This is a genomic window from Microbacterium sp. MM2322 (genome assembly GCF_964186585.1).
Classification (GTDB): domain Bacteria; phylum Actinomycetota; class Actinomycetes; order Actinomycetales; family Microbacteriaceae; genus Microbacterium.
In genome coordinates, this window is record NZ_OZ075067.1 from 1104372 (window position 1) to 1127022 (window position 22651).

Below are 22651 nucleotides of genomic sequence, written 5' to 3' on the forward strand. Positions count from 1 at the left end.
ATGACATCCGCAATCTCGAGGCGCTCGCTGTTCGCCGCGACCGGGGTGGCAGCGGCTGCCCACGTACTGACGCCCGCGCTGGGCTCCACCGTCGAAGCGGCGGAGCTTCCCGCGGCGAGAGGGAAGGGACACCCGGCATCCATGCGACCGACCTATCACTTCAGCGTTCCCGACAACTGGAAGAACGATCCCCAACGCCCCATCTGGGTGAACGGCGAGTACCACTACTACTACCTGTACAACGCCGACTACCTCGACGGCGGCGGGGGGACCTCCTGGCGCCGGGCGACGACCACGGACCACGTCTCGTTCCGGGATCGCGGCGTCGCGATTCCGAAGTTCACGAACGCGAACGGCGACTGCTGGTCCGGGAGCCTCGTCGTCGACGACCGCAACACGGCCGGGTTCGGGGGAGGAGCGATCGTGGCCCTCGTGACACAGGCGCCCGAGGGACGACAAGCCCAGTACCTCTGGTACTCGACCGACGGCGGACGCACGTTCCGGCCGGGCGGCGCGGCTCCGGTGCTCGCGAATCCGGGAACCCCCGATTTCCGGGATCCGAAGGTGATTTGGGATGAGGAGCGGGCTCGGTGGTTCATGGCCAATGCCGAGGGGCGCCGCATCGGGTTCTACACCTCGCCGGATCTTCATCGGTGGACACGCGTCGGGGAGTTCTCCCGCGACGACCTGGGTCTTCTCGAGTGCCCTGACATCTTCCGGATGACTGCCGACGACGGGACGACCCGGTGGATCCTCGGGGTGAGTGCCAATGGGAAGTCTCGAGGCCTGCCGGCGACCTACGCGTACTGGACCGGACGATTCGACGGGGTGTCATTCGTTCCGGATGCCGCCGAGCCCGCGTGGCTCGATCATGGCTTCGACTTCTACGGTGCCGTCACCTACGAGCATCGCGACGCATCAGGTCAGATCGACCCGACGGTGCGCCACGCTCTCGGATGGGCGAACTTCTGGGACTATCCGCACAACACCCCCACCCTGGTGACGGACGGCTACAACGGAGACGACATGATCGTCCGCGATCTCCGCCTCGTTCGTGGTTCCGACACCTATTACCTGGCGTCGGCGCCGACTGCCGCGCTGCGGGGCTACGCGTTCCGACAGCATCGGCTCGGGGACGTGACTGTGAACGGCACCCGCGACCTGAACGTACGATCCCGCGCCTACGAGCTGTCGTGCGAACTCGTGTGGGACCGCGGTGCCCACCCCGAGAACATCGGCTTCGAAGTGTGCCGTGCGCCGGAAGGCGGTCGGCATGTGGCGGCCGGGGCGTTCGTGAACGGTCCGTTCACCTACGTGAACCGTCGGCCGACGATAAACCCGACCGGGGGCGAATCGCAGGCGCCCTTCGACATCGGCGGAGGGTCTCTTCATGTGCGACTTCTGGTCGACCACGCGAGTGTCGAGCTCTTCGTCGGGGACGGTCGAGTGGTCCACTCGCACCGAGTGTTTCCGTTGGCGTCCGATGACGGCATTCGGCTGTACTCGCATGGTGGTGCGACGACGTTCCGCGATCTCCGGATTCGAGAGCTCAGAGCTCCGCGACGCGGATGATCGAGAACGTCTCCGTGAATCCGTGACGTCCCGGCGATCAGCCGTATGACCTCACGAGGTTCAGCGCTCGCTCGCTCACCGATGCGTCGCGGTCGGCGAGCGCGTCGATCGTCGCCCGCAGGCGTTCGACGCGGGCGACCCAGTCCGGGCCGCGCTGCTCGCGCCGGGGCAGCACCTCGAGCGTCTGCACCTCGCGCCACGCGGTGAGCAGCACCGTCTCGTACAGCTGCTGGTCAGCCTCCGCCGCCTCGCCGCGATGCCCATCGGCACGTCCGAGGACGGCGACCGCGTCGAGCCGTGACAGGTCGAGACCGAGCGCGAGCGCATTCAGCTTCTCGCGCAGACCGCGCAGCTGCCTCCGTGCCCTGCGCGAACCGGCGTTGCGGAGGAGCAGCTGGGCGATGGACCACCCGACCATCGCAAGCGCCTGCACACCGGTCCATGTCGCCAGGGCGACCGTCCAGAACAGTGCGCTCGCCGGGAGACCGGCAGCCCGAAGGTTGTTGTATTCCATCTCTCTGCCCAGATCCGACATCCGCGACGCGACGAGCCACCCCACGGGGATCGTCGAATCCTCACCCGGCCTATTCCACATCGCGGGCTCGGTCGCGTTGAAGTAGTAGGCGCCCAGCCTGCTGTCCACGCCCGAACTCAGCGTCCCTGTGAGCGGAAGGCCGACACCGTAGGAGCCGTCGTCGGCGATCCAGAGGGGGACGACGGCGTGTCCGGGGCGCACCTCGCCGGTCGCCGTGTCGATGGTGTCGGGGGAGACCGCCGCCACCTCGCTCGTGATCCGCGGATAGACCTCGAGCAGCTCGAGGTAGTCGAGCTGAACCAGGTTCTCGCCGCGCTCGTGCGGCCGGACGGTGACGTAGTCGTCCATCGGGAGCAGCGCCACGACGATGTCGAGCCGCTCGGGGAGCAACGCGGCATCCGAGCGATCCGCGTTCGACGCCATCGCGTCGCGCACGAACCCGAGCGACAGCGTCTCGATGTTGGGCGGCTCGCGTTCGGCGAGTGCCGGGTCCGAGTACGGCGGAAGCAGCGCGGGGTCACCGATGACCTCGAGCGCCGCGAGCGGCTCGTCCCCGACCAGCGTGCGCCCGTACGTGGCGTCGCCCGCTTCCGCCGCGGATGTCGCCGCGAACCCGGCGATCAGCGCGATGACGAGCGGCAGACCAACGACGGCGAGCGGTGTGAAGTCCGGTGACAACCGATCCACTCGGATGCCGGTGCGGGGCTGTCGATCACCGCCGGAACCGTCCTTCGCCTCATCGATCGCCTCGGCGATGAGCAGGATCCGCTCGGCAGGATGCGACGGCGGCTCGGTCTTCGGAGCGAGATCGAGCGACGCGCGCAACTCCTCGAGGGTCTCCGTCCTGCCGCCCGTGGCGACGCGCGTTCGATTCTCCACGCGCTCGGTCAGAGCTTCCGCGTCGATGTGCGAGGTGACTCCTCGGGGCACCTCTCGCTTCGCGCGGCGTTCGATCCGTGCGAGCGTCGTGGCCAGGCGGTGTTCCGCTCGCCGCCACCGCGTCAGGAGGTCGGCGTGGCGAGCGACGACATCCGGACCGACCTCTGCGAACGAGGTCTCAGCCTCATGAACGAGCGCGAGGAGTTCGCTCCGCTGCCGGGTCAGCACCTCACCCTCATCGACGGTGAGGAGATGACGGCGCTGCAGGACATCGTCGAGTGCGAGTGTGGATGACAGGGCGATCTGTCCGAGGACCGTGCCGCCGCCGGCGTGCCCGACGCGGAGCGACGACGCGGCGACGAGGGCATCGGCCCGGCGTCGGAGCGCTGCGACGCGAGAGGCGAATCGGGGAAGCTCGAGCGGTTCGGCGGGTGCCCCGCGTTCGTGCACCGCCGCACCCGGGTCCAGCAGCTCGCGGGCGAGCACCTGTTCCTCGTGGGCGAGTTCGAGGCTCTCCTCGCGGATCGTCGACCAGTCCGCCTGCAGTTGCTGCTGGATGTCTCCCGCGACGCGACGCGCGCCGCCCTTCGCCGCGCGGTCGAGTTCCGCCCCGGCGATGCTGACGTGAGCGTCGAGGAGGTCGAGCTCGAGGACCACCCTGGCGAGCTCCAGGCGGGCGAGCGCGAACACCCGCCTCCGGCGGCGCTCCCGAGCGAGGTAGCGCGCCCACAGAGCCATCATCAGCAGCCCGACGAGAAGAGGCAGCGCCGCGACCGACACCCAGAACACCGGCGAGCGCGTGCCCCAGTCGAAGGCGCTGGACGCGGCGGTCATCGCGGCACCGACCACGGCGCTCGGTCCTTGTCCCTGCGTGAGGTTGTTGAGGAAGGTTTCGCGGATGCTGGAGCTCGCATCGTAATTCGGCTGCCAGTCATCGCCCGCGGCGAGCTTCGCCACCGAGGCGCGTGAGGCGTCGGTGAGGGTGAGGTCGACATCCTCCTCGTCCATTCCCACGGAGAGCATGACGTCGGCGCCCTGCGGGAACTCGCCGTGCTGGGACTCGTCCCACGTCAGCTCACGTTCGACGATCAGGATCGTGAACGGCTCGTAGCTGAGTGCACGGTCCTCCGCCACCGCGTCGACGCTCTCCTGCGTGATTCCGTACGGAAGGCCCTCCTCCACGAGGAAGGTGATCGGCTGATCCGGCTTCGCGAGGATGCGAGCCTGCGCCACCTGGCCGAGGCCTGCCGACAGCGCAGCGAGGGCGACCGCCAGCACCGGCACGATCCATTTCGTGCGATACACACGAGCGGCACGGGGACCTTTGCCAACCATGTGTCGATGCTATGCGCCGCCCTCACCGCCATCGATGTCCGCACCGCCCCTAGGCTCTCCTGGTGAGCATCGGGGAGTGGGTCGCGCCGGCGCGGCTGGGGAGGGACTTCCGCTGGCTGCTCGCCTCGTCGTGGACGAGCAACGTCGGCGACGGCATCGCGCTCGCCGCCGCGCCTCTGCTGATCGCGTCGATGACCGACTCGCCGCTGCTGGTCGCCTCCGGCGCCGTCATGCAGTTCCTGCCGTGGCTGCTCTTCGGGCTTCACGCCGGTGCCATCGCCGATCGCGTCGACCGGCGCCTGCTCATCATGGGCGCCAACGCCGTGCGGGCCCTTGTCCTCGTGGCACTCTGCACCTTCCTCCTCATGGGTGTCGCGAGCATCTGGATGGTCCTCGCCGTCGCCTTCGTCTACGGGTGCGCCGAGGTCTTCGTCGACACGACCAGCAGCACGCTCCTGCCGATGATGGTCCGGAAGGCCGATCTAGGGATCGGCAACGCCCGCCTGCAGGCCGGGTTCCTGGTCGCGAACCAGTTCGGCGGTCCGCCACTCGGCGCCTTCCTCTTCGCGGTCGGCTCCTTCTGGCCCTTCGCCGTGCAGGCGATCTGCGTCGCGCTCGCCGTGGTGCTCATCTCGCGCATCGCCGTGACCAAGCCGCCGACGGACGGCGAGGAGCGGCCGCGCACCGCCGTGCACACCGACATCCGCGAAGGCATCCGATGGCTGTGGCGCAACCCGCCCGTTCGCACCCTGGTCATCGTCATCCTGACGTTCAACATCACGTGGGCGGCGCCCTGGGGCGTGCTCGTCCTCTACGCGACGGAGCACCTCGGGATGGGGCCGGTGGGCTACGGCGCGCTGACGACGGCATCGGCCATCGGCGGATTGGTGGCGACATTCGCGTTCGGATGGCTCGAACGCCGCTTCACGTTCGCGACCCTCATGCGCATCTGCCTCAGCGCCGAGGTCGCGATGCACCTCGCTTTCGCCCTCACGACCTCGGGTGTCGTCGCCTTCGCCATCATGATGGCGTTCGGCGCCTACGCCTTCGTCTGGGGGACGATCTCGACGACGGTGCGCCAGCGCCTCGTCCCGCACGAACTCCAAGGACGCATCGCGTCGGTGAACATGGTGGGCGTCTTCGGCGGCCTCGTCATCGGGCAGGCGCTCGGCGGCGTCATCGCCCAGCTGTGGGGTCTGACCGCGCCGTGGTGGTTCGCCTTCGTGGGCGCTGCCATCACCCTCGTGCTCGTGTGGCGGCCGATCACTCACATCGCGGCGGCGAAGATCGACGGCGGGGAGGATGCCGCGCACTGACCCGCGGCATCCGCCTCGTCAGTGCTCAGAGCTCCGCGACGCGAATCAGGACCTTGCCCACGGTCGCCGCTTCGACGGCGTCGTGCGCCGCCGCGGTCTCGGCGAGCGGGAACCAGGTCAGCGGGAGGCCGTGTTCCTCCCCGACGGGGAGCACGCCGTCCTGGAGGGCCAGCGTGATGTCGGCGATCGCAGCATCCAGTGCCGGTTCGCCGACCGTGTAGAGCAGAACTCCCTGCACCCGGATGTTCTTCGCGAACGTGGGCCGGATCGGCATGCTGAACGTGTCGCCGTTGTCGTCGGCGTAGAACGCGATCACCGCGTGGCCGGCGGCGACCTCCGCATCGACGGCGGCGTTCGTGGCGAGGGACACTTCGACGAACTGGTCCACACCGTCGGGAGCGACGTCCCGCACCTTCTCGACCAGGTCGCCCTGCGTGTAATCGATGATGTGGTGAGCACCCGCCGCGCGGGCAAGGTCGGCCTTGGCATCGGAGCTGACGGTCGTGATGACGGTCGCCCCGGCCCAGCGAGCGAGTTGGATGGCGGCGTGGCCGACAGCGCCCGCACCTCCGGCGACGAGCACGGTGCGACCCGCGAGAGCGCCAGGGGCGAGACGTGCGGGGCCGTCCTCGTGGACGGTCAATGCGCGGTGCGCGGTGACGGCGGGCACGCCGAGGCTGGCTGCGGTCGCGAAATCGACGCCGTCCGGAAGTCGGATGGCGCGGGATGCCGGGACCACCGTGTACTCCTGCGCGGTGCCCGTGGGGCGCTGGTGCTGGGCGAGGTGCACCCACACGCGGTCGCCGACGGAGAGCCCGTCGACACCGTCGCCGAGCGCATCCACGATGCCGGCGCCGTCCTGATTGGGCACGGTCTCGGCGTAGGAGGCACGCTGCGTCCCGCCGGCGCGGGACTTCCAGTCGGTCGGATTCACGCCGGACACGGCGATGCGCACGCGCACCTCGCCGGCGCCGGGCACCGCGATGTCGCGGTCGACGAGGGACAGGACGTCGGATGCGCCCGGGGCGCGGTAGATGATCGCCTTCATACCGAAAGGGAACCTGCTGAGGCGCCGAGGCATTCCGTGACCGGAGGATTGCCAGGCGCACTGTGAAAGGCTCGAGACAGCGGCATGAGCTTCGTGCCGCACGCAGGAAAGGGGGCCCCGTGCCCACCTGGCTCGAACATCTCTGTCATTCCCTGATCGGCCGGACGCGATCGCACGACGATCTCCCGGATCTCCGCGACCTCCCCACCTCCCGTGTCGAGGTCGAGCGGACCTACTACCTCGTCGACGATCCCGAACGTCGCACCCGCGACGACCGGCTCTACGTCTTGCGTGTCGGCCGCGGCCGCACACGTCGCGCCGTCGATGTCGCGGTGCACTCGAACGGGCGCGTCGTCGGATTCCTTCCGGCGGATTCGGCTGCTGCTCTCGCCGCGCCGCTCGCGCGTCTCGGTGGCGCTGCGGTCGTCAACGGGGCCGGCCCGCGTCCCGGCACCACTCGACTGCGTGTCGATCTTCCGAGCGCCGCTGCGATGCAGTCGGTCCCTCGGGCGGACGAGTTCGCCGCGGCCTGACGGCGTCTCACTGCGCGACGAGTTCGCCCGATCCGTCCGCGTTCACCCGGAACGACGAGTCCTTGTACTCGGTGCGGAGCGAGAACCTCATCTCCGGAGCTGCGACCGGTTCTCCGAAGGTCTCGCTGTCGATGTCGCTGTCTGTGCCGCGCGTGACGAGGACGCTCGCGTCGTCGATGCCGAGCCCCGATTCCGTCGAAGCGTCGCTCAGCAGAGACCAGACCTTCGGTAGGGCGATGTTCTTCCAGACGAACTGCTCCGCAGCGAGCTCCGGCTGTGAGGGGGCAGCCCCGGTGTGCTCGACGATCCCGCCTCGGTACATCCACACGTCGGTCTCGGTTCGTCCGGGAGTCACGGGTGCCTCGACCCTGATGAAGTCGGGGCGGATGAGGACGGTGACGATGCGGTCGTGCCCGATCTCGTCCTCGAGCGCCTTCGCGGCGACGGAGAGTTCGTCGGGGCGGCGCAGGTCGACACCGAAGCGCCCCTCCTGCGCAGCCTGGACGGTCATGATGACGGCCCGCGTGTAGGGCGCGACGACGGCGCCTGCGGCGACGAGCGCGACGACGAGGAAGAGGATGCCGCGCAACATCCGCCCGCGAGGCCCGATTCCCAAGAGCGGTCCCCGTCGCGCTCCGTTCACCACCCGCATCGCTTTCGGCCAGACCAGCGTCGGGACCGATCCCCGCGGAGGGACGACGAGGTCGGCGATCTCCGCAGCGGACACCTCGCCGTCGACGAAGCCGAACTCGGGACCTCCGTCGATGAGTACCGCGACGCGTCGGATCGCGCCGGCCTGGAGGGACGACAGCTCGACGAGCGGCACGACCGTGCGCACCGTTGTCGCATAGCCGGCGCCGCGCCGCGGCTGCACCGTGACGTCTATTTCGCAGAGAGGCTGATCGTTGATCTGCGTTCCGGTCTGGCGGACGGCCTCGATGCGCGCCACCCCCAACCGGTCCTCGGCCCGCGCCCGGATCAGGTCCTCTTGCGAAACGGCCGTCGAGGCGAGCCCCGACGCCCCCAGGCGCATGAAGACAAGGCTGAGGATGCCGACGGGAAGCGCGATCGCAAGGACCCAGATGCCGGCTCCGGGAGGACCGACGAGAACGGCGATGGCGCCCCCGATGAGAGCGCCCACAGCTGCGGACAAGACGAGGCGAAGCACGATTCGTGAGCCTATCGAGCGGTGAAGAACCTTCCGAATCGTCGTCGCGCACACCGCCGCTCTGAGAGGCTTGCCGTGTGATCGAGACGCTCCTGGGCCTGGTGGTCGCCCTCCTCGTCGTCGCCCTGACCACCGTCGTTGGACGGTGGGCGGGTATCGCTGCGCCGATCCTCATGGTCGCCGTCGGCGTCGGCGGCAGCTTCCTGCCGATGTTCGACGACTTCGTCCTCGACCCGGAGTGGATCCTTCTCGGCATCCTGCCGCCCCTTCTCTACTCGGCAGCCGTCTCGATGCCGGCGATGCACTTCCGACGCGAGTTCGGCGCGATCGCGGGGCTTTCGGTGTTCCTCGTCATCGGAACCGCGCTCGCTCTCGGGCTGTTCTTCATGATCGTGATCCCCGATCTCGGGTTCGCGTGGGGCGTCGCGCTCGGCGCGATCGTCAGCCCGACCGACGCGGTCGCGACGTCGATCATCAAACGCACGCCCGTCTCGAAGCGTGTGATCGCGATCCTCGAGGGGGAGAGCCTCCTCAACGACGCCACGGCGCTCGTGCTGCTGCGAACGGCGATCGCGGCGGCCGCGGCATCCTTCTCCTTCTGGGGAGCGGTCGGCACGTTCGCTTACGCCGTCGTGGTGGCCGTGCTCATCGGCGGCTTCCTCGGGTGGCTCAACCTCACGGTGCGACGTCGCGCGACGGACCCGACGGTGAACACCGTGCTGTCGTTCACCGTGCCGTTCCTCGCTGCGATCCCCGCCGAACTCCTCGGCGCTTCGGGCCTGGTCGCGGCGGTCGTCGCGGGCATCATCACGGGAGTCGGCGGACCGCGGGTGTTCTCTGCCCGCAACCGACTCTCCGACGCGCAGAACTGGCGCACGGTCGAGCTCGTCCTCGAGGGGCTCGTGTTCCTGTTCATGGGGCTGCAGCTGACGACGATCATCTCCGACGTGCAGGCTGCGCACGCCGGTGTCGCACCGGCGCTCCTGATCGCGGCGGGCGCGTGGTTGCTCACCGTCGTCGTCCGGGCCGGGTACGTGGCTCCGCTCCTGGCGCTCCTCTCGCTCAGTGCGCGTCGCGTCCGCAGGCTGCAGCCCCGGCTCGAGACCATCGCGCAGCGGCTCGAGAGCGAGGAGGGCGAGAAGAAGCTCGTCGCCGCCTTCGCCCGTCGGGGTCGGACGGTCTCCCGCGACACCGTCCGCCGCTTCGGACCCCGGGTCACGCGAGGCCTCGCGGACATCCGCTACTTCCAGGAGGCGCCGCTCGGATGGCGCGAGGGCGCCCTCGTGGTGTGGGCGGGGATGCGGGGCGCCATCACGCTCGCCGCCGCGCAGACGCTCCCCGAGGACACGCCGCAGCGGTCGGTCCTCATCCTCGTGGCGTTCGGCGTCGCCGTCCTCTCCCTCGTCGGCCAGGGCTCGTCGGTCGCGGCGATGGTCACCGTGCTCACGCCCGCGGGTGCGCAGGAGGAGACCCGCCAGCGGGAGCGCGAGGAACGACGGCACATCCTCGAGCTGCTCCGCGAGAGCGCGGCGATCGTGCCCGCAGTCGAGACGACCGGCCGACGCGGACCGCTCCCTGATCTTCGAGATCGAAAGCGCTCACCGTCTGGAGGTCATCGCCGAGCAGCGCCGCGCGCTTCTCGACGCCCGCGACAGCGGCACCTTCGACGCCGACGTGCTCGCTCACGAGCTGGCTGTCATCGATGCGGCGCAGATCGCGATCGAACTGCGCTCGGACCGAGGCTGACCTCGATCTAGCGGCCGAGCGCGCCGGCGATGTCCTCGACGTCGCGAAGATCGTTGAACACGTGCAACGCGACACGGGCGTTGCCGGCGCGGCTCGACGCCACGATTCCCGCCGCCCGCAGGCGCGCGATGTCAGCGCCGTCCTCGTCCCGCCACGTCACGATGGGGGTGGCCCGCTCGGGCTGGGGCAACCCGAGCCGCTCGCGGAGCGCCGCGGCCATCCCCGTCACTTCACGGTGCAACGCGTCGGGATCGGCCGCCGCGAACAGGGCGAGTGCGGGCTCGGCTCCGACGAAGGCCTGCCACGCCGGCGAGACGTCGAAACGCCGAGCGGATGCCGCCAGTGCCGCATCCGTCCCGTAGCACGACGCCCACGGGTCCGAACCCGCATACCAGCCGGCCTGTCGCGGCGAGATCGTGGCCGCGTAGTCCTCGCTGAGCGTGAGGAACGCGACACCGCGCGGCGCGCACAGCCACTTGTAGGCGTGACAGACGAGCGCGTCGAACGCGGCGGCGGCCACCGGCATCCATCCGACGGCCTGCGTCGCGTCGCAGAGGGTTCGCACGCCGTGCTCCCGTGCGGCCGCGACGATCGCGTCGGCATCGGCGACGACTCCCGTGGCGGACTGCACGATCGAGAACGCGACCAGCGCGTCACCCTCGTCGATCGCGTCCGCGAGAGCCGGCAACGGCACGGTCCGGACGGTGATCCCGCGACCGGCGTGGACGAACGGGAGCACGAGGGAGGAGAACTCGCCTTCGGGGCATACGACGACGGCGTCGTCGGGGAGGGATGCCGCGATGAGGCTCACCATCGCCGATGTCTGCGCCCCGAGGGCGACCGCGTCCGTCGCGACACCGACGAGCCGTGCGAACGACGTCCGGCACCGCTCGGCGACCTCCGCGTAGCGGATCGGGTCCGGGAGGGCGTCGAGGTCGTCGCGCACCGCCGCCCGCGTGGCGAGCGGTGGGATGCCCGCGGTGCACGCTGCGACATAGCCGCGCACGTCGGGGAACGACGCGCGGACGTCGGCGGGGGAGAGGGGCATGCCTCCATGGTGTCGAGGACCGACGAATTGCACTACGGCAGGTATTGCATCGAATGCATGACGTCGCGTTATATGTGCAGGTGCCGACTTCTCTCCCCGACCTGTCCGTCGCCGAACTTCGGATCGTGAAGGCCGTCGGCGACACCGGCTCCGTGACCGCCGCCGCCGTCGCACTCGGCTACAGCCAGCCCGCCGTGAGTCAACAGCTCCGCCGCCTCGAGTCGCGGCTCGGCATGGCGGTGGTGGAACGCGTCGGCAGACGGATGCGGCTCACCGAAGCCGGCCGCATTCTCGCTCGCCACGCCGCCTCCATCACGACCGCGCTCGGGGCGGTCGCCGGCGAACTCGCCGATCTGAGCGGGGGCAGAACGGGGACGGTGCGACTCGTCGGGTTCCCTTCCGCGTCGCCGACCGTGCTGCCCCGGCTGATGCGACGCCTCGCCGAAACCGACCCGGGCGTGTCCCTCACCTACGTGGAGGCGGAGCCGCCGGAAGCGGTCGCGGCTGTCCGGGCCGATCGCGCGGACATCGCGCTGACCTTCAGCCATCCGGGTGGGGGCACGGATGCCCACGGTGACAGCATCCGCGGACTCGACGCTCGCCGCATCGGCGCGGAGGATCTCCTGCTGGTCCTGCCCGACGGCCACCCCCGGACCTCGGACGACGTCGTCGAACTCGAAGCCCTCGCCGCCGACGACTGGATCGCGGGGTGTCCGCGGTGCCGCAGCCACCTGCTCGACTCCTGCTCGCGAGCCGGGTTCCTTCCCCGCATCCGCTTCGAGACGGACAACGTGGCGGCCGTCGAGCAGCTCGTCGCCCAGCGGGTGGGGGTCGCCACGCTGCCCCGATTGGCAGTGGCATCCTTCCCGCTCGTCGACGGTGTCACCACGCGCCCGCTGGCCTCCGGAGACCGGCGGGAGTTGCACGCGGTGTCGGCGCGAGGCGCGGCACGTGTCCCCGCCGTCGCGACCGTGCTTCGCCACCTCGAATCCGCCGTCGCGGAGATGACCATGCCAGGGCCGGAGGCCTCCCGATCGAAGTAGGGTGAGCCCCATGCATCAGCGTCCCCTCGCCGCCACCGGCCGTTCCGTATCCTCGATCGGCCTCGGTACGTGGCAGCTCGGGGCCGACTGGGGAGACGTCTCCGAAGCCGATGCGCTCGACGTGCTCGCGACCTCGGTCGAGGCGGGCGTCACCCTCTTCGACACCGCCGACGTCTACGGCGACGGACGCAGTGAGACCCTGATCGGCCGCTTCCTCTCCTCTCACCCCGGGCACGGTGTCACGGTCGCCACCAAGATGGGCCGTCGCATGGACCAGGTTCCCGAGAACTACACCGCCGCCAACTTCCGCGCGTGGACCGACCGCTCCCGCACCAACCTGGGCGTCGACACCCTCGACCTCGTGCAGTTGCACTGCCCGCCGTCCGCGGTGATCGACGCCGACGAGACGTACGACGCGCTCGACGCCCTCGTCGCCGACGGTGCGATCGCCGCCTACGGCGTCTCGGTCGAGACCTGCGCACAGGCGCTCTCCGCCATCTCGCGTCCCGGGGTGACGAATGTGCAGATCATCGTCAACCCCTTCCGACTCAAGCCGCTCGACGAGGTCCTCCCCGCCGCTGACGCCGCAGGCGTGGCGATCTTCGCTCGCGTCCCGCTCGCCTCGGGCCTGCTGAGTGGCCGATACACGGCTGCGACCTCGTTCGCCGGCAACGATCACCGCTCCTACAACCGCAACGGCGAAGCCTTCGATCGGGGCGAGACGTTCTCCGGAGTGGACTACGAGACCGGGCTCGTCGCAGCGGAAGAATTGAGCGCTGCTCTCCCCGAGGGGGTGTCTCTCCCGGCGGCATCCCTCGCCTGGATCGCGTCCCGTCCCGGTGTCACCTCCGTCATCCCCGGAGCGCGCACAACGGCCCAGGCGCAGTCGAATGCGGCGGCGGGTCTGATCGACCCCGCGACCCTCGAGACGTTCGCCGCCGCGGTCGTCGACGTCTACGACCGGAGGCTGCGGGCCGACATCCACCCGCAGTGGTGATCGCCGGGGTGGGGATGCTGCCCACCCCCGCTTGCGAGAAGTCGCTACCGTGACGGCATGATCGTCGACGTCGCTGGGGTCCTCTTCCGCTGGGAATCGCGGAGGGACGACTGGTACTTCGTGCCGCTCTCTGAAGAGGTGAGCGCCGACATCCGTGACGTCCCGCGCCCGGGACGCGGCTTCGGGTCGGTGCCGGTGCAGGTCACGATCGGCTCGTCGACGTGGCGGACGTCGGTCTTCCCCGACGCGGGCCGCGGGGTGTACGTCCTCCCGCTGAAACGGGCGGTCCGCGAACGCGAAGGCATCTCGGACGGAGACACGGTCCGCGCTCGGCTCGACGTTGTCGACGGCTGAGGTCGTGTTCGCCCCGTTCATCGGCGCCCTGGGACCGGTCGCCGTCGTCGCCGTGAGTCTCGCCTACGTATGGTTCGCCGTCGCCTCGATCGTGCTGGCCGTGATCGACGCCCGGACGCACCGCCTCCCCAACGCCTGGGTGATGCCGGGATACCCAGTCTTCGCTGTGCTCCTCGTCGTCGCGTGTCTGGCCGGCGCACCCTGGCCGTCCCTCCTCCGCGCGGCCATCGGCGGCGCTGCGCTCTTCGCGTTCTACCTCCTGCTCCGCGCCGCCGGCGGGGGAATGGGCGGGGGAGACGTCAAGCTCGCCGGAATCGTCGGGATCGCTCTCGGCTGGTCGGGGTGGGCGGCGCTCGCCGTCGGCGCATTCGCGGGGTTCGTCTTCGGCGGTGTGTACGGCGCGCTCCTGCTGGCCACCCGCCGCGCCGGTCGCCGGACGGCGGTGGCGTTCGGGCCGTGGATGCTGCTCGGCGCGTGGACCGGCATCCTCCTCGGCGGGGCTCTCGTCGAGCGAGTCGGGCTGTGACACCTTTCCGGCACTGACAGATCCCTGCCCTCGATGCAAGGGCGTTCGGGCAGGGCGGGTCCGTGACTACCGTGAAGCCATGGCCGACGACACGAAGACCCCGCTCGTCCCGCGCCTGATCGCTCGCGCGCTCTCGTTCCGCGTCGTCCGCGCGTACCTCCGGTACAGCGAGCGCCGCGGCCCGCTCCTCGCCGACAGCGTCACGTATCGCACGCTCTTCAGCGTGTTCGCGGGGGTCCTCCTGGGCTTCTCGGTGGCCGCCCTGTGGCTCGCCGGCAACCCGCAGGCGTGGCAGAGCCTCATCAGCGCGGTCGACGGCGTCATCCCGGGGCTCATCGGCAAGGACGGCATCATCGACATCGAGAAGCTGGGTGAACCGGTCGCCTTCTCGTTCGCCGGGGCGTTCTCCCTCGTCGGCCTCGTGCTCGCGGCGATCGGCGCGATCGGCTCGCTTCGCGCGGCGCTCCGCACGATCGCCGACAAGGTGCACGACGACACCCTCGTATTCATCGTCCTCGGTCGGAACCTCCTCCTCGCCGTCGTCATCGGCGCAGGGCTGGTCGCCGCGGCTGCCGCGACGGTCCTCGGCACCGCGGGAGTCGGCCTGGTGGCGGGCTTCGTGGGCGTCTCGGCCGAGAACCCCGTGACCGTCGGCGTCAGCGCCGTGGTCGGCATCCTGGTCACGTTCGCCCTCGACACCGCCGTCGTCGCGCTGCTGTTCCGTGCACTCTCGGGCGTCCATGCTCCGGCGCGCGCGCTGTGGACCGGTGCGCTCATCGGCGGAGTCGGGCTCACCGTGCTGCAGCAGCTGTCGAGCCTCTTCGTCGGTGGCGCCGGCTCCAACCCGCTGCTCGCGTCGTTCGCCTCGCTCATCGCGTTGCTGCTCTGGATCAACCTGTCGTGCCAGGTGATCCTGATCGCCTCCTCGTACATCGTGACGGCGACGCTCGAGAGCGAGGACCGAGTCCGCCGGGTCCACGGCGCGACCACGCTGGTCGAGCGTCGCGTGCAGACGGCGGAGGACCAGGTGAAGGCCGCCGCCGACGAACTGCGCGCGGCGCGCGAGGCTCTCGCGGCGGAGCGCAGCGCAGGCTGATCGGTCGGTCGCCCGTCTCCGCTTCGTCACCGCTGTGTGAACTCTGACGCATCTGATCGATGCGAACGGGCGAGGGTGTGTACCGTCGAACCGTGAAGAACCCGCGCCTTCAGCCGAGCCACCCGATAGCCCTCGCGCCCGTACAGGCACCCGAGCCCACCGTCGATGGATTCGTGACTCAATTCCTCCGCAACCTCAACAACGGGCGCGGTGTGGCGCTGTCGACGTCGACAGCGAACGATCGCTACTTCGCGCTGGCCGCGACGGTCCGCGATTACCTCATGGCGCGGTGGCTGGAGGATGTCCGACGTCAGCGCTCGATGCAGTCGAAGGGCGTCGCCTACCTGTCGGCGGAGTATCTGCTCGGCCGACAGCTCGACAACAACCTGCTCGCTACCGGTCTCACCGATATCGCCGCCGAGGCACTCGTCGCCTGCGGTCTCGATCTCGAGGACGTGCGCGCGCTCGAGGTCGAACCCGGCCTCGGCAACGGTGGCCTCGGCCGATTGGCCGCATGCTTCATCGATTCGCTCGCGACGCTCGGCGTGCCGAGCATCGGCTACGGCATCCGGTACGAGTACGGCATCTTCCGTCAGACATTCGTCGACGGCGAGCAGGTCGAACAGGCCGACTCGTGGCTCGCGCTCGGCTCGCCGTGGGAGTTCCCGCACCCCGAGGCCGCGCAGACGATCTCGTTCGGCGGCCACACCGAGACCTATGACGACGAGGGCGTCACCCGCACGCGATGGGAGCCGTCCTGGAACGTCCTCGCCGTGCCCTACAACTACATGGTCCCCGGCTACCACAACGGTCGCGTCAACACGCTCCGGCTCTGGAGCGCGCAGGCCACCAAGGGATTCGACCTCCGAGTGTTCAACGCGGGCGACTACCAGGAGGCCGTCCGCGCGCAGACCTACGCCGAGAACATCTCGAAGGTCCTGTACCCCGAGGACTCGACCCCGCAGGGCAAGGAGCTGCGCCTCCAGCAGCAGTACTTCTTCGTCGCGGCATCCATCAGCGACTTCGTGAACCTGATCCTGCCGAGCGACTTCGACATGACGCAGCTGCCCGAGCGCGTCATCTTCCAGCTCAACGACACCCATCCCGTGATCGGCGTGCCCGAGCTCATGCGCGTGCTGGTCGACGAGCGGAAGCTCGAATGGGATGCCGCCTGGCAGATCACCCAGCAGTGTTTCGCCTACACGTGCCACACCCTCCTTCCCGAAGCGCTCGAGGTCTGGTCGGCGGATCTGCTGGGTCGGCTGCTGCCGCGGCACCTCGAGATCATCTACCGGATCAACGACGAGTTCCTCGAGCAGGTCCGCGCGCGATTCGGGGACGACGGCGATCGCGTCCAGCGGATGTCGATCATCTCTCCCGACGGGTCGGTGCGCATGGCGTTCCTCGCGACCGTCGCGGGATCCAAGGTCAACGGTGTCGCAGAGCTTCACTCGCAGCTGCTGCGGGAGAAGGTCCTTCCGGACTTCGACGAGTTCTACCCGGGCAAGTTCACGAACGTGACCAACGGCGTCACGCCGCGACGCTTCGTGCGACTGGCCAACCCGGGACTGTCGCGGCTCATCACCGACACGATCGGCGCGGGCTGGCTCACCGATCTCGACCGGCTCCGGGAACTCGAGGACTACGCGGATGACGCGGAGTTCCGCTCGGCATTCCGCGCCGTGAAGGCGGCCAACAAGCGGGTCCTCGCCCGCACCCTCGCCGAGCGCGACGGGCTCACTGTCGCCGACGACCACCTCCTCGACGTGATGGTGAAGCGCCTGCACGAGTACAAGCGTCAGACGCTGAAGCTCCTCCACATCATCACCGAGTACGACGCGATCGCCTCGGGCCGCGTCACGGCCGACCAGGTCACGCCGCGCACCTTCGTATTCGGGGCGAAGGCAGCCCCCGGCTACGCGATGGCGAAGCGCATCATCCACCTCATCAACGCCGTGGGGTCCGTCGTCAACGACGACCCGCGCGTCGAAGGGCGCCTGAAGGTCCTGTTCCCACCGAACTACAACGTGACGCTCGCCGAGCGCGTCGTCCCGGCCGCAGACCTGTCCGAGCAGATCTCGCTCGCGGGCAAGGAGGCGTCCGGCACCGGAAACATGAAGTTCGCCCTCAACGGCGCGCTCACGATCGGCACGGACGACGGCGCCAACGTGGAGATCCGCGAGCTCGTCGGTGACGACAACTTCTTCCTGTTCGGCATGGCTGAGCCCGAGGTCGCCGACCTCCAGGCACGCGGCTACCACCCGATCGATTTCGTCCGCGCGGATGAGAACCTCTCCCGTGCGCTCGATCTGATCTCTTCCGGGGTCTTCTCGGACGGAGACGCGTCGGTGTTCGAACCCGTCGTGACCAACCTGACCCACCACGACCCGTTCATGGCCCTGGCGGACTACACGGAGTACATCAAGGCTCAAAAGCGAGTCGACGTCCTGTACGCCGATCAGGATGCCTGGACCCGCGCCGCGATCCTGAACGTCGCGCGGAGCGGGTTCTTCTCCTCGGATCGATCGATGCGCGACTACATCGATCGCATCTGGCATACACCGCCGATCGTCTGATCCGTCTGGATATCACTGGTCCGCCGTGCTGACAAGGCAACCGGGTCCACGGCCGCACGCGATTACAGTCGGTGTCGGAGGTACACAACATGGCTATTGCACGACTTCACGGCGGCCCGCTCGACGGCCAGGTCATCCCGCTCGAAGAGGACACGGATCGCCTGATCCTGCCCTACAGCGAGACGCAGATCACGTACGAGCGCGCCGGCGCCGACGAGAACACGGGGGAGGGTGACGGACCCACATCCGCCGACTTCCACTTCGTGGCGGCACAGGACGACATCGACCCGTCGGCCGACGAGCGCGACGACCGTTCGACTCTTGACGACTGAGCCGGAACACTCGCTCGAGATCGAGCGCACGTACGACGTCGACGCCGGGACGCCGTTGCCCGATTGGGCGCGGCTTCCCGGCGTCGCCGTCGTCGGCGAGGCCGAGCCGCGTGAGCTCGACGCGCACTACCTCGACACGGATGACGGCGCCCTCGGCCGGGCGAGGGTCGCCCTCCGCCGCCGCAGCGGCGGTCCCGACGAGGGATGGCACATCAAGCGGGTGACACCCGAGGGCAAGGCGGAGTCCCGCTGGCCGCTCGACGACGGCGACCCCGAGCACATCGTCGTTCCGGCGGCGATCGAGGCTGTGCTGGCGGAGATCGCCGCACCGCCCTTCGCACCTCTCGCGCGGATCCGGAACGCACGCACGGCGTATGCGCTGCTTGACGCGTCGGGCGAGCTCCTCGCCGAGTTCGTGGACGATCGCGTCACCGCGACCGACGTCCGGCGGGGCATCGACACGTCGTGGCGCGAGTGGGAGCTCGAGTTGGGCCCGGCGGCGCCGACGGATGCCGCTGCCCGCGACGCCCTCTTCGACGCCGCAGACGAGCTGGTGCGAGCCGCCGGGGGAGAGGTCTCGGCGTCGGGATCGAAGCTCGAACGTGCTCTCGGGCTCTGACGGTTCTCACGCGTTAACGCACTGACGCCGCCCCCGGCTTCGTTCGGGGCGGCGTCAGTCGTGATCGTCAGGTTACTGAAGACCCATCCGTTCCGATAGGTCCTTCCCTGCTGATCAGAGGTTGATCATGTGGCCGGCGAGGCCGTGGAAGGCCTCCTGCAGGCCTTCCGACAGCGTCGGGTGGGTGTGCACGTTGCGTGCGGCCTCGAGCGCCGTGAGGTCCCACTTCTGGGCCAGCGTCAGCTCGGGCAGGAGCTCCGACACGTCGGGTCCGATGAGGTGACCGCCGAGGAGTTCGAGGTGCTCGGCATCCGCGATCAGCTTCACGAAGCCGACCGGCTCTCCCAGGCCGTTGGCCTTGCCGTTGGCCGAGAACGGGAACTTCGCGACCTTCACGTCGTACCCGGCGTCGCGAGCCTGCTGCTCGGTGAGTCCGAACGAAGCGACCTGCGGCGAGCAGAACGTCGCGCGCGGCATGTTGCGGTAGTCGCCGAGCGTCTGGGTCTCGGCCTTGCCGATGGTCTCCGCGGCGACGACGCCCTGCGCCTCGGCGACGTGGGCGAGCTGCAGCTTCGCGGTGACGTCGCCGATCGCGTAGACGCCTTCGACGTTGGTGCGCATGTGGTCGTCGATGTCGATCGCGCCACGGTCGGTGAGCTTCACACCGGTCTTCTCGAGGCCGAAGCCCTCGACGCGCGGCGCGAAGCCGATCGACATGAGGACCTTGTCGGCCTCGATCTCGCCCTTCGCCCCGTCGGCGTTGGCGGAGTACGAGACGGTGACCTTGTCGCCGGAGTCGACGACGGACTCGACCTTGGTCGAGGTGAGGATGTCGATGCCGTACTTCTTGTACTGGCGCTGGATCTCCTTCGAGACCTCGGCGTCCTCGTTCGGCAGGGCACGGTCGAGGAACTCGATGATCGTGACCTTGACGCCGTAGTTGCTCATGAAGAACGCGAACTCCATGCCGATGGCGCCGGCGCCCACGATGACGATCGAGTTCGGCAGCTCACGGGTGAGGATCTGCTCCTCGTAGGTGACGACGTTCTCGCTGAGGGTGACCCCCGGCAGCAGTCGCACGGTCGACCCGGTGGAGATGATGACGTTGTCGGCGGTGACGGTCTCCTTCGAGCCGTCGGCCTTCGTGACCTCGATGGTCTTCGCGTCCAGGAACGATCCGCGCCCGTCGTACTCGGTCACCTTGTTCTTCTTCATCAAGAAGTGGATGCCTTTGACGTGGGTGTCGGCGACCTTGCGGCTGCGGTCCCAGGCGACACCGAAATCGAAGCTGACGTCGCCGCTGATGCCGAAGAGGTCGGCCTTGTGCAGGAAGGTGTGCGCCAGATCGGCGTTCTTCAAGAGAGCCTTGGAGGGGATGCAGCCGACGTTGAGGCAGACACCGCCCCAGTACTTCTCTTCGATGATGGCGGTGGACAGTCCGAGCTGTGCCGAGCGGACGGCCGCGACATAGCCGCCGGGGCCGGCACCGAGGATGACGACGTCGTAGTGAGGCATGCGTCCAGCCTAGTCCGACGCAGGTGCCTCATTCCTTCGTGGCGCCCTGTCGACCGCGAACGATCGCGACGGCGATCACGACGCCGACGGCGGTGAAGATGATGGCTCCGCCGACCGCGTACGGGACGGCGTTGAATCCCTCGGTCGACCCCTCCGCTCGCTCCGCGGCGGACTCGCCGCATTGCTCTACGGCTTCGACCTTGCCGACCTCGCCGACGGAGAACGAGTACTCGTCGGAGATGGGATGTCCGTCGCTCGAGACCGCCTTCCACTGCACGAGGACGGCACCCTCGACGGGTCCGCTGATGCGCTGAGCGACGGTGTTGCCTTCCACGATCGGATCGCCGATGCCGATCGGGGCGCACTCCTCGTCGAAGACGGCGAAACGGGTGGCACCCGGTTCGGTCGACGGCGCGTCGCTCAGCGTGAGGGTGATCTTGTCCGGTGACGTCCCCAGGAGCGCGTCCGGCGATGGATCGGACGCAAGCAGCTCATCGTGGGCTGCGGCCGAGGACGCAGGCGCGAACATCAGAAGCGCGCCGATGGCCGCTCCGACGAGGGCGCCGGCGAGGCGGGGGGCGCGTCGTGAGGTGGAGGACATGCGCGAGACGATAAGCGCAGAGTCGCGTTCGCAGCGGGCCCTGTCGTCAGTCCGGACGGATGACTACGATGCGGGCCGTCACTCCGTTCGTGGCGTCAGACCAGCGACAAGGCGTTGAATCGCCGTGACCCCACCGCGAGGACACCGTGGCGGCGGTGGTAGGCGACGGGGTCACCCGGGCTCGCATCGGACGCCGCTCCCGCACCGTTCCACAGTGAGAAGCGTTCGGCGCCACTCCAGCTCATCAGTTCGATCTCGCCCGTCTCCGCGGACACCTCGGTCACGACCGCATCGATCCACTCCGCCGGATCGGCGTCTGCCAGTCGAGCGGGGACGAGATGCAGCGCGTGGCCCGGCGCGAACGTAGAACAGGCCCGTCCCGTGCGGCACATGCACGTCGCTTCCTGACGCGCGACGGCGGCGGGGATGCGGGGGAATGGCCGGGACACGATCTGCTCCTTGTTTCCTGCGGGTGGTGTGCGTCAGGCTACGCAAGCGGACTCTGGATGGTCGTGCCCGACGACACACGGAGAAACACCGCTGACGCGCGCCGATCCCGGGTGCTCGGCAACCCGGAGCGTGACCGATCGGTTACTGTGGAAGAAGGAGGACATCGTGGACGACAATCAGCGACCGAGCGGCGATATCAATCGTGCTGCCGAGACGTCTGCGCACCCACGACTCGTGGACTCGACGCAGACCTTCGGCCACGACTCGGACCTCTCTTTCGTGCCTTTCGGCGCCGAATTGACGGCCGCGGAGGTGGAGGCGATCAATGCGCTGCCCGCCCGCGCCGCTCTGCTCGTGGTTCGCTCGGGACCGACTGCGGGTGCGCGCTACCTGCTCGACACCGATGTGACGACGGTGGGTCGTCATCCCGAGGCCGACATCTTCTTCGACGACGTGACGGTGTCCCGTCGGCACGCGGAGATCACGCGTACGGGGGCGACCTACGAGTTGATCGATCAGCGCTCTCTCAACGGGACCTACGTCAACGGCGAGCGTGTCGATCGTGCCACCCTGACAGACGGTGCCGAGGTGCGGGTCGGAAAGTTCCGTCTCAACTTCTTCGTGGCTCCGGCAGAGCGGGCGATCAGCGCGTGAGCTCGGCTGCCGCCACCCGGGGACGAGTTGCGTCCTCGGGGTCATTGAGTATTGGCCAGGTTCTCGCGAGGCTGAGCCCCGAGTTTCCTGCACTGACCGCGAGCAAGCTCCGCTTTCTTGAAGTCCAAGGGATCGTGACGCCCGTGCGCACCGACTCCGGCTACCGGAAGTTCTCTTCCGCTGACGTTGAGCGCCTTCGCACCGCGCTCACGATGCAGCGTGATTTCGGCATCCCGCTGGCTCGTATCCGTGAGTATCTCGAGGAGCATGGCGAGGAGGCCGCTCCTGCGCCTCCCGCATCGATCGTGCAGACGACGAGGCGCTACCGTCGCGATGAGCTCATCAGCACAGCCGGTGCGTCGCCCACCCTGTTGAACGAAGCCGTGTCGGCAGGGCTCATCCTGCCCGCCGATTCCTTCGACGAGCGCGCGTTGGGATTGCTTCGATCCCTGGTCGCGCTGAACGCCCACGGCATCCAGCCGCGCCACATCCGGACGATCCGGCAGAGTGCGGAGCGCGAGGTCGCCTTGATCGAGAGCGCGATCGCACCGCTGCTGCGTCGCGCCGATGCCGGCGCGCGCGCCCAGGCGAGCGAGGCTGCTCCCGAGCTGGCGCGCAGGCTCGAAGAGGTCCGGCAGTTCTTCGTCGGTGCGGCGCTCGAGCGCCTGACGCCGTGACCGTCGCCCGCGACACGCCGGGGCCCGCCGA

21 protein-coding genes are annotated in these 22651 nt (G+C 69.0%); 14 read left to right on the forward strand and 7 right to left on the reverse strand.

All coding sequences use genetic code 11. The annotated features are described in order from the left end of the window. Positions 1–1572, forward strand: coding sequence for a glycoside hydrolase family 32 protein (locus ABQ271_RS05380; RefSeq protein ID WP_349310472.1), 1572 nt, complete (start codon positions 1–3; stop codon positions 1570–1572). A 37-nt stretch (positions 1573–1609) separates the two neighbouring features. Here ABQ271_RS05380 and ABQ271_RS05385 read toward each other — a convergent pair whose 3' ends face one another. After that, positions 1610–4321: a hypothetical protein gene (locus ABQ271_RS05385; RefSeq protein WP_349310473.1), complete on the reverse strand. Its 2712-nt coding sequence runs from the start codon at positions 4319–4321 to the stop codon at positions 1610–1612. A 59-nt stretch (positions 4322–4380) separates the two neighbouring features. Here ABQ271_RS05385 and ABQ271_RS05390 point away from each other — a divergent pair, with 59 nt between their 5' ends. Next, a complete protein-coding gene (locus tag ABQ271_RS05390) occupies positions 4381–5637 on the forward strand; it encodes an MFS transporter (protein WP_349310852.1) in 1257 nt (418 codons plus the stop codon). A gap of 25 nt (positions 5638–5662) precedes the next feature. Here ABQ271_RS05390 and ABQ271_RS05395 read toward each other — a convergent pair whose 3' ends face one another. Continuing rightward, the gene (locus ABQ271_RS05395) at positions 5663–6685 is read right to left on the reverse strand and encodes an NADPH:quinone reductase (RefSeq protein ID WP_349310474.1); all 1023 of its coding nucleotides are present in this window, start codon (positions 6683–6685) and stop codon (positions 5663–5665) included. Positions 6686–6804: 119 nt separating this feature from the next. Here ABQ271_RS05395 and ABQ271_RS05400 point away from each other — a divergent pair, with 119 nt between their 5' ends. Next, on the forward strand, positions 6805–7218 hold the full coding sequence (locus tag ABQ271_RS05400; protein WP_036308446.1) for a hypothetical protein: 414 nt from the start codon (positions 6805–6807) through the stop codon (positions 7216–7218). A 7-nt stretch (positions 7219–7225) separates the two neighbouring features. Here the strand turns inward: ABQ271_RS05400 and ABQ271_RS05405 are convergent, their stop codons facing one another. Then, on the reverse strand, positions 7226–8386 hold the full coding sequence (locus ABQ271_RS05405; RefSeq protein ID WP_349310475.1) for a hypothetical protein: 1161 nt from the start codon (positions 8384–8386) through the stop codon (positions 7226–7228). A 77-nt stretch (positions 8387–8463) separates the two neighbouring features. Here ABQ271_RS05405 and ABQ271_RS05410 point away from each other — a divergent pair, with 77 nt between their 5' ends. Next, complete coding sequence (locus ABQ271_RS05410; RefSeq protein WP_349310476.1) at positions 8464–10143, forward strand: sodium:proton antiporter; 1680 nt, start codon at positions 8464–8466, stop codon at positions 10141–10143. On the opposite strand, the gene ABQ271_RS05415 is transcribed toward ABQ271_RS05410, so the two are convergent. Next, positions 10140–11180, reverse strand: coding sequence for an aminotransferase class V-fold PLP-dependent enzyme (locus ABQ271_RS05415; RefSeq protein WP_349310477.1), 1041 nt, complete (start codon positions 11178–11180; stop codon positions 10140–10142). The genes ABQ271_RS05410 and ABQ271_RS05415 overlap by 4 nt on opposite strands. Before the next feature lie 80 nt (positions 11181–11260). On the opposite strand from ABQ271_RS05415, the gene ABQ271_RS05420 reads away from it, so the two are divergent. The 8 genes from ABQ271_RS05420 (at position 11261) to ABQ271_RS05455 (ending at position 18723) form a co-directional block, all read left to right on the forward strand. Beyond that, positions 11261–12223: a LysR family transcriptional regulator gene (locus ABQ271_RS05420; RefSeq protein ID WP_349310478.1), complete on the forward strand. Its 963-nt coding sequence runs from the start codon at positions 11261–11263 to the stop codon at positions 12221–12223. Positions 12224–12233: 10 nt separating this feature from the next. Continuing rightward, positions 12234–13220, forward strand: a complete 987-nt coding sequence (locus ABQ271_RS05425) for an aldo/keto reductase (RefSeq protein WP_349310479.1) — start codon at positions 12234–12236, stop codon at positions 13218–13220. A gap of 57 nt (positions 13221–13277) precedes the next feature. Then, a complete protein-coding gene (locus tag ABQ271_RS05430) occupies positions 13278–13574 on the forward strand; it encodes a DUF1905 domain-containing protein (RefSeq protein ID WP_349310480.1) in 297 nt (98 codons plus the stop codon). Further along, positions 13561–14100 (forward strand): A24 family peptidase, encoded by a 540-nt coding sequence (locus ABQ271_RS05435; RefSeq protein WP_349310481.1) that lies wholly within the window; start codon positions 13561–13563, stop codon positions 14098–14100. The genes ABQ271_RS05430 and ABQ271_RS05435 overlap by 14 nt, the downstream gene beginning before the upstream one ends. A gap of 79 nt (positions 14101–14179) precedes the next feature. Then, positions 14180–15196, forward strand: a complete 1017-nt coding sequence (locus ABQ271_RS05440) for a YihY/virulence factor BrkB family protein (RefSeq protein ID WP_349310482.1) — start codon at positions 14180–14182, stop codon at positions 15194–15196. Positions 15197–15255: 59 nt separating this feature from the next. Continuing rightward, positions 15256–17772, forward strand: a complete 2517-nt coding sequence (locus tag ABQ271_RS05445; protein ID WP_349310483.1) for a glycogen/starch/alpha-glucan phosphorylase — start codon at positions 15256–15258, stop codon at positions 17770–17772. 89 nt (positions 17773–17861) lie between these two features. Continuing rightward, the gene (locus ABQ271_RS05450) at positions 17862–18104 is read left to right on the forward strand and encodes a hypothetical protein (protein WP_064002366.1); all 243 of its coding nucleotides are present in this window, start codon (positions 17862–17864) and stop codon (positions 18102–18104) included. Further along, positions 18094–18723: a CYTH domain-containing protein gene (locus ABQ271_RS05455; protein WP_349310484.1), complete on the forward strand. Its 630-nt coding sequence runs from the start codon at positions 18094–18096 to the stop codon at positions 18721–18723. The genes ABQ271_RS05450 and ABQ271_RS05455 overlap by 11 nt, the downstream gene beginning before the upstream one ends. Positions 18724–18837: 114 nt before the next feature. On the opposite strand, the gene lpdA is transcribed toward ABQ271_RS05455, so the two are convergent. The 3 genes from lpdA to ABQ271_RS05470 form a co-directional block, all read right to left on the reverse strand. Continuing rightward, positions 18838–20238, reverse strand: a complete 1401-nt coding sequence (gene lpdA / locus ABQ271_RS05460; protein ID WP_349310485.1) for a dihydrolipoyl dehydrogenase — start codon at positions 20236–20238, stop codon at positions 18838–18840. Positions 20239–20266: 28 nt separating this feature from the next. Continuing rightward, positions 20267–20839 (reverse strand): copper resistance CopC family protein, encoded by a 573-nt coding sequence (locus ABQ271_RS05465; protein WP_349310486.1) that lies wholly within the window; start codon positions 20837–20839, stop codon positions 20267–20269. Positions 20840–20934: 95 nt separating this feature from the next. Next, positions 20935–21288 (reverse strand): hypothetical protein, encoded by a 354-nt coding sequence (locus ABQ271_RS05470; RefSeq protein ID WP_349310487.1) that lies wholly within the window; start codon positions 21286–21288, stop codon positions 20935–20937. 166 nt (positions 21289–21454) lie between these two features. On the opposite strand from ABQ271_RS05470, the gene ABQ271_RS05475 reads away from it, so the two are divergent. Further along, positions 21455–21943: an FHA domain-containing protein gene (locus ABQ271_RS05475; RefSeq protein WP_349310853.1), complete on the forward strand. Its 489-nt coding sequence runs from the start codon at positions 21455–21457 to the stop codon at positions 21941–21943. A gap of 44 nt (positions 21944–21987) precedes the next feature. Beyond that, entirely contained in the window at positions 21988–22620 is a 633-nt protein-coding gene (locus ABQ271_RS05480; RefSeq protein ID WP_349310854.1) for a MerR family transcriptional regulator, read from the forward strand. Positions 22621–22651 lie beyond the last annotated feature (31 nt).